We start from the raw sequence: 13,999 nt of genomic DNA, 5'->3' as shown, positions 1-13,999 counted from the left end.
ACACAGTCCGTGTCCCTTATTTTCCTTGAAAAGATCGTGCCGAACTGCTTTGGCAAGCGCTTTTCAGTCTTATTTTTTCACTTGGTTCATAACTTCTTCAGCAAAGTTTTCTTGGCGTTTTTCGATTCCTTCTCCGACTTCGTAGCGGACGAATGTTTCAACAGTTGCGTTTTTCGCACCGACAACCTGCTTCACTTTTTCATCAGGGTTTTTCACGAACGCCTGATCCAGGAGGCAGATTTCTTCGAAGTATTTGTTCAGACGGCCTTCAACCATTTTAGCGACGATGTTTTCAGGCTTGCCTTCTTGAAGGGCTTGCTGAGTCAAAATTTCGCGCTCGCGATTTGCTTCTTCCTCAGACACTTGGTCACGGGAGATGTAGCGAGGGTTTATAGCCGCAATGTGCATTGCGATGTCTTTCGCAGTCTCTTCGTCAGTTGTGCCGTTTAGAACGGTCAGTACGCCGATCTTTCCGCCCATGTGCAGGTATGAACCGAATGCAGCGTCATCGCCTTTTGTAAGTACAGCAAAGCGGCGAAGCGTAATTTTTTCTCCGATTTTCGCAACGGCGCTCGTAATATATTCTTCAACGGTTGAACCGTTTGCCATTTTTTGCGCCATAGCTGTTTCAAGGTTTTCAGGCTTTTCGGCAAGAATATGATCAGCCAGGTCGTTTAGAAGCGTTTTGAAGCCTTCGTTTTTCGCAACGAAGTCAGTTTCAGAGTTCACTTCCAAAATCACGCCTGTGTTGCCTTCTGTTTTCACGATCGTCAGGCCTTCAGCAGCGATGCGGTCAGCTTTTTTCGCCGCTTTTGCAATTCCTTTTTCTCTGAGAAGGTCGATCGCTTTGTCCATGTCGCCGTCAGTTTCAGTTAACGCTTTCTTGCAGTCCATCATGCCTGCACCGGTTTTTTCGCGAAGCTCTTTTACCATTTGTGCACTAATTGCCATTTTGATTTCCTCCTTATGATTCAACAAATTATGTAAATTGTGATTTGGTGAAAAAAAAGGTGATAAAAGGCAGTTCCCCCTTATCACCTTTTGATCAGGTTAAGCAGTTGTCGTTTCAGTTGTTTCTGCTTCTTTCTCTTCTGTTTCAGCTGCTGTTTCTTCACCTTGCTTCGCTTCCAAAATCGCATCAGCCATTTTAGAAGTAAGCAATTTGACAGCGCGGATCGCGTCGTCGTTCGCAGGGATGACAACGTCGATTTCATCAGGGTCGCAGTTTGTGTCGACGATTCCGATGATCGGAATGTTCAGCTTGCGCGCTTCAGCAACAGCGATGCGCTCTTTGCGAGGGTCGATGATGAACAGCGCGTCAGGAAGTTCTTTCATGTCTTTGATTCCGCCAAGGAATTTTTCAAGACGCTCTAATTCTTTTTTCAATTGAACGACTTCTTTTTTAGGAAGCACGTCAAATGTGCCGTTTTCTTGCATTTTTTCGATATCTTTAAGGCGTTTGATACGCTTTTGGATCGTTTCAAAGTTTGTTAATGTACCGCCGAGCCAGCGTTGGTTCACATAGTACATTCCAGAACGTTCCGCTTCTTCTTTAACAGAGTCTTGTGCTTGCTTTTTCGTACCGACGAAAAGGATTTTTCCTCCGTCAGCTGCAAGGTTTTTCGTAAAGTTGTATGCTTCCTCAACTTTTTTGACCGTTTTTTGAAGGTCGATGATGTAGATTCCGTTACGCTCCGTGAAGATGTAACGTTTCATTTTTGGGTTCCAACGGCGAGTTTGGTGACCGAAGTGAACACCAGCTTCAAGCAATTGCTTCATAGAAATGACTGACATGTGATTTCCTCCTAATATAATGGTTTTTTCCTCCGCTTAGGTCATTTTTATGCAGGACTAACGCGACAGCGCGATAGCACCGCTTGCATAAATCGTTAAGCGTGTGTAATTAACACCACGAATTAATATAACATAAGCTTCCCGGACAATCAAGAATCGTTTTTCAGCTTTCCGCGAAATTTTAACAAAAGCTCGATTTCGGTTTTTCCGCTTTTTAACCGCCTTGCAATATCTTCGGGTGAATAGCCCTCTTCATGCAGTGCGACGGCTTTTTCTTCAAAGGAAACCGATTCGCCTGTTTGTTCCTGGTTGAGGACATCTTCTTTTCTTTCTACTTCATCAATCATCGATTCGATGTGAAGCGGCAGATCGTCCGCGTCTTTTGCTTCAGGGCGGTCGGCGGCGGTTTTATCCTGGGCGGCCGGTTCTTCCGGGGCTGCCGGGCGGTGTTTTTCCGCTTGCTGCACGTCGTGTTTCCCGGCCTGCTGCAGCTTGCTGACGAGCCTTTCATTTTCGTCTTTCAGCTCCATCAGAAATGCGGTCAGCGTATTCTCTGTTTCTTCCAATAGCTGTTTTTGATTTTTTTCGGCCTCTTTAAAAGCGCCGAGCCGCGTGTAAAGGATGATGACGAAATAGATCAGTATACCGTGGAGCATAAAGCTCGCAATCCATAATATTGTTGACATTTTTTTCACTCGCTAACCATGGATTTTAAAAGGTTCCTAAAAAACGCTGCCGGCAAAGCCAGCAGCTAAGATTATTGTACCACTTTATCAAGAAGGTGCTTCAGTTTATAAAGCGCCTTGGAATGGATCTGCGAAATGCGGGAGGTCGATAAATTCAGAATCTGTCCGATTTCAGTCAGCGTCAGTTCTTCTTTATAAAATAAGCTGATGACAAGCTGTTCTTTTTCGGAAAGCTCGCTGATTTTTTCAGAAAGCTGGGATATCAGTTCGTCTTTGATCATCTTTTCTTCAGGAGTGCTCGTTTTGTCGTCCCTGATCATGACCTGGACATTCTCCCCGTCTTCATGGTCGTGAAGTTTTTCATCAATGGAAAGGAGATTTGCAAAAAAACCCTCATTGATTGTCGTCACGACATCCTGTTCTGTCATTCCCAATTCAGCCGCAATTTCGCTCGGTGATACGTTTCGCAAGTAGCGCTGTTCAAGCTTCTCAATCGCCGCTTCGACTTTTTTCGTTTTTTCCCGGGATGTTCTCGGAAGCCAGTCCTCTTTTCGAAGGCCGTCGATAATCGCGCCCCTGATTCTGAAAGAAGCGTATGTATCGAACTTCAGATCCCTTCCCGGATCGAATTTTTCAAGGGCATCATACAAACCCAGCATGCCGAGGCTCACCAGATCATCTTTATGTACGGACTTTGGCAAGCCGACGGCGATCCGGCCGACGTGGTATGTGACAAGCGGCATATAGCGGCGGATCAAATCATCCCCGGCCTGAGGATCTTTCCATTCTTTCCACCGCGACCAAAGCTCTTGATCTTCGTAGTTCAAGGATTGCATCGTTATCCCCCTAAATTGCTTATTAAATCGTCGTTATACCTTGTTTCACAGTGCGGATGACAAGCTCCGCAGTCTGCGGATCAAACTCGATGGTCCTTCCGCTGTTTCCGCCTGTATCCTCGCTTACAATCGGAATGTTCAAGAGAGATAGATGTTTTTTTATCGCCAACACGTTTCTTGGCCCGACTTTCATCAAATCATTCGTCATTTTGAATTTAAACATTTCGGCTCCTCCGGCCATCTTCGCTTTCAGGGCGAATTTGCGGCAGCCGGTTTTAAGCAGCATGTCAACCGTTGCCGCAACAGCCGTGTCCGCGTATTTTGCCAGATTGATTTCCGGTGTCTTTGAAAGGGAAGAATCGGGAAGCATGACATGGACGAGTCCGGCTGTTTTCGCTTCTAGATCGTAAAGCACAAGCCCGACGCACGAGCCGAGTCCGGATGTTCTGATGCGGTCCGGAGAGCGGACAATCTTCACATCTGCAATGCCCACCCTGATAATGGAAGTCTCTTTCTCTATCATTTTCATAGCGCTGCACCCAATGTCCGGAAGAGCTTTTCAAACGAATCATAGTCAGGCAAAAGGAAAAGGTGCGCATTTACCTTCCGGTTGTGCTCTTCGTCAAAAATGGAATTGTCAATGACGATCACCTGGTCCCCGATTTGGCTGAGCTCGATCAGCCCTTCGCTGATGACGGCCCCGAACATATCAAGCGTGAGTTCGGGAACGCTCGGATACATTTGCCGGTTTGTCAAATCGGCGAGAGCCGTCAAATAAGACCCCGCCATAATGTTGCCCAGTTCATGGAGGGCGGAGGCACCGATATCATCAGGCGTCATGCTGTCGATCTCGAATTCCGGATTGCCGACTAGCTCCCTGATTAACTGCTCCGCCTCCGAAAAAGGCATGATAACGAACATGGAGCCCGGAAAATCCCCCTCCATTCTTAAAAAAATGCTGGCGACAGGAAGGTCTGCTCCGCCGAAGAAGTTCACCAGTTCATCAAATGACAGCAGCTTGACAAACGGCACTTCCATCTCGATTTTCCTGTTGAGCAACTGGGCCAAAGCGGACGCCGAATGACCTGCCCCAATGTTTCCTACTTCCCGCAAAATATCAAGATGCTGTTCTGTAATTCCTTTAAATATGCTCATCTATCTACCTGCTTCTTCGCGTTTTCTGAAGCTGCAGAAAGGCTGGATTTCCTGTTTAATACGGCTTCAGAGTCAATCAGATTAAGAAGTCTAGAGCCTTGCTTCACAATGCCTTTTATCCATTGCCTTCCGTCTTTCCCGACCGTTTCGGGAGCTGATTCGATCTCGTGCTCTTCGACGGTGATGACGTCGTTTGCTTCATCTACGACCCAGCCGACTTCGATGTCCTGATAGGTAATGATGATAATTCTCGTTTCATCCGTAATGTCATCACCGGGCGCCCCGATCCGCTTTCTTAAATCGATGACAGGCGTGACGACGCCCCTTAAATTGATGACGCCGCAAATATACGGTTCAACTCCCGGAACCCTTGTAGGCTCCTGCCACTTTTCGATCGACATGACTTCTGAAACAGATATGGCATATTCTTTATGATTCACTTTGAATACAATCATTTTTTCACCGGTGGTAGTCTGTGTGGTCAAGAGGATCGCTCTCCTTTCGCTATCTCTATTTAATAAGGGCGTTGCAATCAATGATCAGCGCGACTTGTCCGTCTCCAAGGATCGTCGCTCCTGATATCGCAAAGACGTTTGTCAAGTAATCGCCAAGCGATTTTAGGACGACTTCCTGCTGGCCGATAAAAGAGTCGACGACAAACGCGGTCAGCTTGTCTCCCTTTTTCACGACGATGACATGGAGCTGGTCGAGGTCGTCTGATGAATCCTCAACATTAAACTCTTCTTTCAGGTAAACCACCGGTACGATATGGCCCCTGAAATCAATCACTTCGCGGTCGTGCGTCTGAAGAATGTCTTTCTTATCGATGACGGCCGTTTCTATAATAGAAGAAATCGGAATCGCAAACGTTTCTTTTTCAAGTTTGACGAGAAGCACAGAGATGATCGACAGCGTCAGCGGAAGCTGGATTGAAAACAGCGACCCTTCCCCTTCGGTTGATTTGATGCTGACAGATCCGCCCAATGATTCAAGCTTGCTTTTGACGACATCCAGGCCGACGCCGCGTCCGGAAATATCCGAAATCTGATCCGCGGTCGAAAATCCCGGCGCAAAAATGAGCGCGTCGATTTCATGATCTTCAATCGTTTCCGCGTCACGTTCAGAAATGACGTTTCGCTCTATCGCTTTTTCAAGCACTTTTTTGCGGTTGATGCCCGCTCCGTCATCCTCAACCTCGATAAAGACGTGGTTTCCGCTGTGGTATGCTTTCAGCCGGACGTGTCCTGTTTCAGGCTTTCCGTTTTTCGCCCTGACTTCAGGGGCTTCGATGCCGTGATCAAGGCTGTTTCGCAGCAGATGGACAAGCGGATCGCCGATTTCATCGATCACCGTCCGGTCAAGCTCTGTATCCGCTCCGAAAATGGAAAGCTCGATCTTTTTGTTCAGCTCTTTCGTCAATTGACGGACCATGCGCGGAAAACGGTTGAATACGGTTTCGACAGGCACCATTCGCATATTGAGGATGATCGATTGGAGATCTCCGGAAATTCTCGTCATCCGCTCGACGGTTTCCGTTAATTCGCCATGGTCAAGCTCTTTTGCAATCTGCTCAAGACGACCTCTGTCAATGACAAGCTCTTCAAAGAGGTTCATCAGTGAATCGAGGCGGTCGATGTTGACGCGGATTGTTTTCGTTCCGCCGCCTGCCGCCGGTTTTGCCGGCTCTTTTTTGTCATTTGCCTGTTTTGCCTGCTTTTCCGGTTTTTTCTCCGGCTGTTTCGGCGCTGCTTCTTTTTCGGCGCCCTCCTTCTCCTCTTCAGGTGCTGCGGCGTCGATTTTCAGCTCAGTCACTTCGACTTTTTCAATTTCTGAGACACCGTTAATTTTATTGAAAATATCCTGCTCATTGTGCTTGCTTAAAAAACAAATCACAAATTCGGAGTCGAAGTCTTCGGCTTCCAGCACTTCCGTTTCCGGAATGGTTTGGACGACTTCGCCGATTTCATTCAGCTGTTCAAACACCATGTAGACGCGGACGCCTTTAAGCAAGCAATCCTCTTTAAGAGAAACGGTGATTTCATAGCATTTAAAGCCCTGTTCTTCCGCCTCTGCAATGACGGTTCTTTGGAACTCGTCGTAGGACCATTTCGATTTAGAAGGTGCCGTTTCAGGGGCTTCGGCCGCTGCCGCCGTTTCCTTGCCGGCTCCTGTGACATCGAGCTTGGCGCAGACTTCTGAAACATCCCGTTTTCCGTCGCCGCCTTCGATGATCGAAAGGACGATCGCCTCCAGATCGTCAAGCGCTTCAAACATGATATCCATCCATTCTGACGTAATCGTCATTTCCTCGTTCCGGATGGCATCCAGCACATTTTCGAGGCTGTGCGTCAAATGCGCCATATCCTCATATCCCATCGTGGCGCTCATGCCTTTTAACGTATGGGCCGCCCTGAAGATATCGTGGACAAGCTGCAGGTCTGATGGATTTTTTTCGAGCTCGAGCAGTTTTTCATTACAGGTTTGCAAATGTTCTTTACTTTCTTCAATAAAGACGTCTAAATATTGATTCATCTCCATATAAGTCACGCCCTCTCTTTATTTCGTATACGTCATAATAGCTGCAGCTATTTCGTCAACATGCTTGACATCATCTGCGAGTCCGTTGTTAATGACCGCTTTGGGCATCCCGAAGACGACGCAGGATTCTTCCGATTCGGCGATCACCGGCCCGCGCGAATGCCTCAAGAGGTTTTTGACGCCTTCTGTGCCGTCCGATCCCATGCCCGTCATAATTACGGCGATTTTTTCAAAGCCTGTCAGTGTCGCCAGCGAGTTGAACAGGTAGTCGACAGACGGTTTGTGGCGGCTGCCTGTGTCCCTGTCATCGAGCGAAATCACAAGCTCGCCGTTTGCAAGGTGCACCGTCATGTTTTTTCCGCCCGGCGCGATATAGACCCATCCGGCTTTTGCTCTCTCGCCGTGTTCAGCCTCCTTTACGGTTACTTCTGAGAGGTGGTTCAGCCTGTTTGCAAGTGAAGCCGTAAACCCCGCCGGCATATGCTGGACAACAAATACAGGCGCCTTCAGCGTGCGGGGAAGCTTCGGCAGCACTCTTTGCAGCGCTTTCGGCCCCCCTGTCGATGTTCCGATACAGACCAGCTGTTTGGAAGCCCCGGAAGGAATGAACCGGCCGCCGCTTTTTGCAGCGGATGTTTGAAGAGGCGCTTGTTTCGGCAAGCGGGCTGAGGCGGGATTTACTTTCGCCCGTCCGGCTGCCAAAACCTTTTCTATCAATTCTTCCCTTACTTTGTATAAATCGAATGAAATCGAGCCTGACGGCTTTCCGACAAAATCAACCGCACCGATCTCCAGACACTCGATGGTAATATCCGCTCCGCGCTGTGTCAGGCTTGATACCATGATGACCGGAAGGGACCTTTTGGCCATGATGTTTTTCAATGTTTCTTTTCCATCCATCACGGGCATTTCGATATCCAATGTGACCACATCCGGGCGGAGCTCCTCGATTTTCTGGAGGGCTTCCTCCCCGTTTCTTGCCGTTCCCGCTACAGCAATCTGTTGATTGGATGTTAAAAACTCGGTGATCATATTTCTCATAAAAGCAGAGTCATCAACGACAAGAACACGAATCATGTAGCATTACCCCTTCTGAAAAATGAAGATAATTTATCAATAAACGACCGGTTTCCTTCCGTCTTCACTGTGCGGCTTTCAAGCAGCGAGTCAGCCAAAAGATAAACCGCGCTGCTCAGCTTGGAGCGCGGATGTCTGATCAAAAACGGCTGCTGCTCGACGACTGCTTTTGACACTAAAGGATCTTCGGGAATCGGCCCGGCGTATTCCAATTTTTGCTGCAAAAATGCGTTCACCGTATTCGAAAGCCGCAAAAAAGCAGAAATTCCGTCTTTCTGGTTTATACAGCGGTTGACGATGACTTTCAGCCTGAGCTCCCGTCCGTTTAAAGTCAAATGTTTAATCGCACTGTATGCATCCATAATCGACGTCGGCTCAGGGGTGGTGACGACCAGAATTTCATCCGCCGAAAGGGCGAATGGCAGCTGGTCTTTTGACAGTCCCGCTCCCATGTCAAACACGACAAGATCGAAATCATTAAGGACAGTTGACAGTTCTTTCAGAAAAAACGCCCATTTGTCTCTGTTTAATTCGAACATCGTGTTGAGCCCGGTTCCTCCGGAAATATACCGGATGCCTTTCGGGCCCGTTGACAAAGCGCGGTGAATCGGCATTTTGTGATTCAGCACGTCCACCACGGTATAAAGCGCCTGGCGGCCGATCAAGATGTCGATATTGCCCATTCCCACATCAAGATCGATGACAAGAACTTTTTTCCCTTTGTCGGATAATGCCAGCGCCGTATTAAGCGATATGTTCGATTTCCCGACGCCCCCTTTTCCGCTGACAACAGCCAGCGTTTTCGCTTTATTGCGATAGACGGCGGGCGCCCCGGCAAACCGCTCTTCCATTCGCTTTCTCAAGCTTTCTGCCTGATCCATGTTCAACACCCCGTAAGCAATTTAACAAAAGATGCATTTGATACAGAACGAATATCTTCGGGAACGTTCTGGCCGTTTGTAACATAGCCGAGGCCGATTCTCGATTCGGCAAGCAGATTCATGACGGTTCCGAGCGAATCGGTTTCATCCACCTTCGTCAAAATGAGCTGATCGATCGGAATGCTTGAAAATTGCTTGACGAGCTCTTTCATATCTTCATATTTGCTTGTGGCGGACAAAACGAGAAACGCCTGAATTCCCCGCTCAAACGGAATGATTTCCTTCAATTCCCTGACATATTGCCCGTCTTTAAAATTGCGGCCAGCCGTATCGATAAACACATGATCGAAATCGGCGAATTTTTGCTGGGCCGTTTTAAATTCTTCTTTCGTATAGCACACTTCAAGCGGTGCATGTAACAGTTCAGCATACGTTTTCAATTGCTCAACCGCGGCGATCCTGTACGTGTCCGTTGTAATGAAGGCGATCTTCTTTTGCTTCTCAAGGACCGATGAGGCGGCAAGTTTGGCAAGCGTCGTCGTTTTGCCGACTCCGGTCGCTCCAAAAAGGACGACATATTTCGAACGGATCGCCGCATTTCCTTCCGGATTTTCCGGAAGAAGCTCTGCTAAAATCTCGGTTACACGGCGGAGCGCTTTTTCTTCCGTCCATTGTTCCCCCGCCTCGAATGACGTGCTGAGCAGCCTGCTCAACGCTTTCGTTCGGATCGCTTGCGATACCCCCTGTTTCGCCAGGAGCCTGTCCGTTTGTTTTAAAGGCCCCGGCAGCACATCGGCAGGCTGTTCGTGCCGCGTTTCTAAAAGCGTCTTCAGCTCTTTCACCTGGCTTGCGAGCTCAAGCTGGACCGGGTTTTCCGGGAGAGGAGCGGGCTCGCGAAAAGCAGGTTGCACCTGCTGCTTCGCTTTTCTCGCATCGGAAAAGTCCTGATCGACAACGGCGATCACTTCAACGCCCTGTTTTTTGACGAGTCCGAGAAAGCGCCTCGTCTGAATCTTTTTGGAGTTTAAAATAACGGCGTCATTTCCAAGCTCGTGTCTAATTTGCTTTGTGGCTTCCTGCATCGAACCGGCTACAAATTTTTTGATTCTCATTGAATATCCACCACTCCGATACTTTGAACTTCTACGTTGGCCTCCAGTTCGTTATATGACAGAACCGGAAGATCAGGGAAATACCGCTCCAAAAGCTGTTTGACGTACATCCTGACCGGCGGTGAACAGAGGAGGATCGGCACTTCCTGCCTTAAGGAAAGCTGCTCGATTTCCCTCGCTACAGATTGAATGATATTGTCCGAGATTGACGGTTCAAGAGATAAATAGTTGCCGTGTTCGGTCTGCTGAATGCCTTCAGCCACCGCCTTCTCAACGCGTCCTGAGCAGGTCACGACCTTCAGCACCTCGTTTTCCTTTGCATACTGCGCGGTAATCTGCTTGGCGAGAGACTGCCTTGCATATTCGGTCAGCATGTCTGAATCCGTCGTCAGTTTGCCGTAGTCAGCCAATGTTTCAAAAATCGTCACCAGATTCCGGATAGATACTTTTTCTTTCAGAAGCTTAGCAAGCACTTTTTGAATGTCGCCGACAGACAGAGGATTCGGCGTCACTTCTTCGACGAGAACCGGATACGATTCTTTCAAATGGTCGATGAGCTGCTTTGTTTCCTGTCTGCCGAGCAGTTCGTGCGCATGCTTTTTCACCTGTTCCGTAATATGGGTTGAGACGACGGAAGCAGGATCGACGACCGTATATCCGAGCATTTCAGCCTGATCCTTTTGAGACTCGGGTATCCATTTAGCCGGAAGGCCAAAAGACGGTTCGACCGTGTCAATCCCCTCGATGTCATCGTCCTCTCCCGTCGGGGACATCGCCAAATAGTGGTCAAGGAGAAGCTCGCCTTTCGCCACTTCATTTCCTTTGATTTTCAACCTGTACTCGTTCGGCTGCAAGGCAATGTTATCCCTGATTCTGACGACCGGAATGACGAGTCCGAGTTCGATCGCAAGCTGGCGCCTGATCATGACGATCCTGTCCAAAAGGTCTCCGCCTTGATTCGCATCAGCCAGCGGAATCAGACCGTAGCCGAATTCAATTTCGATCGGATCGATATCAAGCAGATGTATGACGCTTTCCGGACTTTTCAGCTCATCGACTTCGGCTTCTTCCTCTAAAATATCTTCCACTTTCTCCTTCTCTTGACCGGCTTTAGAAAGCATGTAGGCGCCAAAAGCGAGGAGAAGGGCGAGCGGCCCTGTCAAAAGGAGCCCGATCGGCGTGAAAATCCCGAGCGCAAAAATCGTACCGGCTGTCACATATAAAAGCTTCGGATAGGCAAACAGCTGGCCTGTAATATCCTGTCCGAGGTTGCCGTCCGAGGCGGCTCTCGTGACGACGATACCCGTTGCCGTCGAAATCAAAAGCGCGGGCAGCTGTGATACAATACCGTCCCCCACGGACAGCAGCGTGAAGTGGGATGCGGCTTCCTGAATGGTCATCTGTTTTTGCAGCATGCCGATGACGATCCCGCAAAGCACGTTGATCAGCACGATGATGATCCCTGCGATAGCGTCGCCTTTGACGAATTTGCTGGCACCGTCCATCGCTCCGTAAAAATCCGCTTCGCGCGAGACTTTTTCCCGGCGCGTCCTCGCTTCATGCTCGGTAATCATTCCGGCGTTCAGATCGGCATCGATGCTCATCTGTTTTCCCGGCATGGCGTCAAGCGTAAATCTCGCAGCGACTTCAGAAACCCGCTCCGCCCCTTTTGTAATGACGATAAACTGGATAATGATCAGAATAATAAAGACGACAAGACCGACTAACACATTGCCGCCGACGACGAATGATCCGAACGTCTCAACGACTTTGCCCGCGTCTCCGTTTGAAAGGATCGAGCGCGTCGTTGAAACGTTAAGTCCTAATCGGAACAGCGTCAGCAGCAGCAACAATGAAGGAAAAATCGAAAACTGCAGCGGTTCTTGCATGTTCATTGTGGTGAGAAGCACGATTAACGCAAGAGAAATATTCACGATAATTAAAACGCTCAACAACCATGGTGGAAAGGGTATGATAAGCATTGCCACAATGAGGACAACGCCTGATAAAACTGATAAATCTCTTGCTGACATGCTGTTTCTCTCCTTTTAAAACTGAAAAATTCATATTTTTTGCTTTGCTTTATAGACATAAGCCAGGATTTCGGCTATGGCTTTGAAAAATTCTTCCGGAACGGCCTGTTCAATCTCAACCTGATCATAGAGCGCTCTTGCAAGCGGCCTGTTCTCGACCGTCATGACGTTATGCTCTTTTGCAACCTGTCTGATTTTCAGGGCTACCAGATCGACCCCTTTGGCCACGATAAACGGTGCATCCATTTTGTTTTCGTCGTATTTCAGGGCGACCGCATAATGGGTCGGGTTTGTGATGATGACGTCTGCCTTCGGAACCTCCTGCATCATGCGGCGCATCGCCATTTCTTTTTGCTTTTGCTTGATCTTGGACTTGATTAACGGATCACCCTCGGTCTTTTTGTATTCGTCTTTGATGTCCTGCTTTGACATCCGAATATTTTTTTCATAATCAAATTTCTGATAGAGGTAATCGAGCGCCGCAAGAAAAAGCAAGGCAACCGCTGCCGACACCCCCATCAAAAAGGAGAGCCAGCCGACATATGACAGAGCTTTTCCAGGGGTCAGCAATGGGAGCCTGAGAATTTCGCCGAAGTTTTGCCACAGGACTGCGAAGGTCACGCCTCCGACGACAACGATCTTTAAAATGGATTTTAATAGCTCAACGATCGCCCTGATGCTGTAAATGCGCTTGAATCCTTTCAGCGGATCCAGTTTAGCAAGATCGGGCTTGACCACCTCAGGCGCGAATAAAAATCCCACTTGCATGTAATTGCTCAAAACCCCTGAAATGAGAGCGGCAAGCATGACCGGTGCCAAAATCATGCCGGCTTCCAGCGACAGATCCTGAAAGAGTAAAGGGATATTGGTCTCCGTCACCTTCATCATGAGCAGATCGTGATAAAACCTTTTGATCAGACCGAGCAGATGATCCCTCATATACGATCCGAAAAACAGCAGGGACAAAAAGACGATAAACAGCGTAACTGCCGTATTGACGTCCGCGCTTTTGGCAACCTGTCCTTTTTTTCTTGTCTCCCGCCGTTTTTTCGGCGTTGCTTTTTCCGTTTTTTCACCTGAGAAAAATTGCAAATCCAACGTCAGCTTCATCGTGCCACCCCAAGCAAAGTTAGTAGATCTCTCATCGTCCTGACGGCGAATTCGAACACGTTTTGCATCATGCTGAACATAACCGCCATACAGATGATAAGCATGATAAAGGTGACCGCGATTTTCAGCGGAAGACCGACGACAAAGACGTTCAGCTGAGGCACCGTTCTCGCCACGATGCCGAGCGCCAAATCGACCAAAAACAAGCTCGCAACAACGGGTGCAGATAATTGAAAAGCCGTAATGAACATCGTGTTGAAGCTTTTCGCGATGAACTCGGCAAACTGCGCGTTTCCGAACGACAGCCCGAGATGGTCAACCGGAATATACTGATAGCTGTAATAGATGCCATCGAGCAATAAATGGTGCGCATTCAGGCTCAGCATCAAAAGCAGCGCCATCGTGTACAAAAATTGACCGACAAGCGGGCTTTGCGCCCCTGTTTGGGGATCGATGATGTTCGCCACCGCGAACCCCATCTGAAAGTCGATAAACGACCCGGCAATCTGAACCGCCGACAGCATCATGTAGGCGATAAGCCCCAGAAGAAGCCCGACGAGCGCCTCCTTCATGACAAGCAGCATGTAAAAGCCGTCAATATCAAGGTGGGGAGGTTTTTCGATCGTGCTGAAACTGACGAGCGCAAGAAAAAATGCAAAACCTAATTTATGAATAGCTGGAACTGTCCGATAAGAAAATAGAGGGACCGTTACATAAAATGCCGTGATCCTGACAAACACAAGTAAAAAGGCTGGAAATAATTCAATCATTGACATG

Annotated in this window: 14 protein-coding genes; all 14 read right to left on the bottom strand. The window is 48.4% G+C overall.

The annotated features are described in order from the left end of the window. Window positions 1-69: 69 nt before the first annotated feature. Window positions 70-951 (bottom strand): translation elongation factor Ts, encoded by an 882-nt coding sequence (gene tsf / locus AB447_RS10550; RefSeq protein ID WP_048354598.1) that lies wholly within the window; start codon window positions 949-951, stop codon window positions 70-72. A 99-nt stretch (window positions 952-1,050) separates the two neighbouring features. Further along, window positions 1,051-1,794: a 30S ribosomal protein S2 gene (gene rpsB / locus AB447_RS10545; protein ID WP_046128938.1), complete on the bottom strand. Its 744-nt coding sequence runs from the start codon at window positions 1,792-1,794 to the stop codon at window positions 1,051-1,053. A 149-nt stretch (window positions 1,795-1,943) separates the two neighbouring features. Beyond that, on the bottom strand, window positions 1,944-2,480 hold the full coding sequence (locus AB447_RS10540; protein ID WP_048354599.1) for a hypothetical protein: 537 nt from the start codon (window positions 2,478-2,480) through the stop codon (window positions 1,944-1,946). A gap of 71 nt (window positions 2,481-2,551) precedes the next feature. Continuing rightward, a complete protein-coding gene (locus tag AB447_RS10535) occupies window positions 2,552-3,316 on the bottom strand; it encodes a FliA/WhiG family RNA polymerase sigma factor (RefSeq protein ID WP_046128940.1) in 765 nt (254 codons plus the stop codon). Window positions 3,317-3,338: 22 nt separating this feature from the next. Further along, window positions 3,339-3,845, bottom strand: a complete 507-nt coding sequence (locus AB447_RS10530) for a chemotaxis protein CheD (protein ID WP_082142519.1) — start codon at window positions 3,843-3,845, stop codon at window positions 3,339-3,341. Further along, window positions 3,842-4,471, bottom strand: coding sequence for a chemotaxis protein CheC (locus AB447_RS10525; RefSeq protein WP_046128941.1), 630 nt, complete (start codon window positions 4,469-4,471; stop codon window positions 3,842-3,844). The genes AB447_RS10530 and AB447_RS10525 overlap by 4 nt, the downstream gene beginning before the upstream one ends. Then, window positions 4,468-4,926: a chemotaxis protein CheW gene (locus AB447_RS10520; protein WP_411801421.1), complete on the bottom strand. Its 459-nt coding sequence runs from the start codon at window positions 4,924-4,926 to the stop codon at window positions 4,468-4,470. Before AB447_RS10520 ends, AB447_RS10525 begins: the two co-directional genes overlap by 4 nt. A gap of 55 nt (window positions 4,927-4,981) precedes the next feature. Continuing rightward, on the bottom strand, window positions 4,982-7,009 hold the full coding sequence (locus AB447_RS10515; RefSeq protein ID WP_048354601.1) for a chemotaxis protein CheA: 2,028 nt from the start codon (window positions 7,007-7,009) through the stop codon (window positions 4,982-4,984). An 18-nt stretch (window positions 7,010-7,027) separates the two neighbouring features. Beyond that, window positions 7,028-8,086: a protein-glutamate methylesterase/protein-glutamine glutaminase gene (locus tag AB447_RS10510; protein WP_048354602.1), complete on the bottom strand. Its 1,059-nt coding sequence runs from the start codon at window positions 8,084-8,086 to the stop codon at window positions 7,028-7,030. Continuing rightward, window positions 8,083-8,967 (bottom strand): MinD/ParA family protein, encoded by an 885-nt coding sequence (locus tag AB447_RS10505; RefSeq protein WP_048354603.1) that lies wholly within the window; start codon window positions 8,965-8,967, stop codon window positions 8,083-8,085. The genes AB447_RS10510 and AB447_RS10505 overlap by 4 nt, the downstream gene beginning before the upstream one ends. Window positions 8,968-8,969: 2 nt before the next feature. Continuing rightward, the gene (flhF, locus tag AB447_RS10500) at window positions 8,970-10,079 is read right to left on the bottom strand and encodes a flagellar biosynthesis GTPase FlhF (protein WP_048354604.1); all 1,110 of its coding nucleotides are present in this window, start codon (window positions 10,077-10,079) and stop codon (window positions 8,970-8,972) included. Further along, window positions 10,076-12,112, bottom strand: coding sequence for a flagellar biosynthesis protein FlhA (gene flhA / locus AB447_RS10495; RefSeq protein ID WP_048354605.1), 2,037 nt, complete (start codon window positions 12,110-12,112; stop codon window positions 10,076-10,078). The genes flhF and flhA overlap by 4 nt, the downstream gene beginning before the upstream one ends. A gap of 30 nt (window positions 12,113-12,142) precedes the next feature. Beyond that, window positions 12,143-13,222, bottom strand: coding sequence for a flagellar biosynthesis protein FlhB (gene flhB / locus AB447_RS10490; protein WP_048354606.1), 1,080 nt, complete (start codon window positions 13,220-13,222; stop codon window positions 12,143-12,145). After that, a complete protein-coding gene (gene fliR, locus AB447_RS10485) occupies window positions 13,219-13,998 on the bottom strand; it encodes a flagellar biosynthetic protein FliR (RefSeq protein ID WP_048354665.1) in 780 nt (259 codons plus the stop codon). Before fliR ends, flhB begins: the two co-directional genes overlap by 4 nt. Window position 13,999: the final 1 nt, after the last annotated feature.

The sequence above is a fragment of the Bacillus glycinifermentans genome, assembly GCF_001042475.2.
Taxonomy (GTDB): Bacteria; Bacillota; Bacilli; order Bacillales; family Bacillaceae; genus Bacillus; species Bacillus glycinifermentans.
Note: the sequence above shows the minus strand (reverse complement) of the source record. Positions and strands in the feature narration are given on the sequence as shown.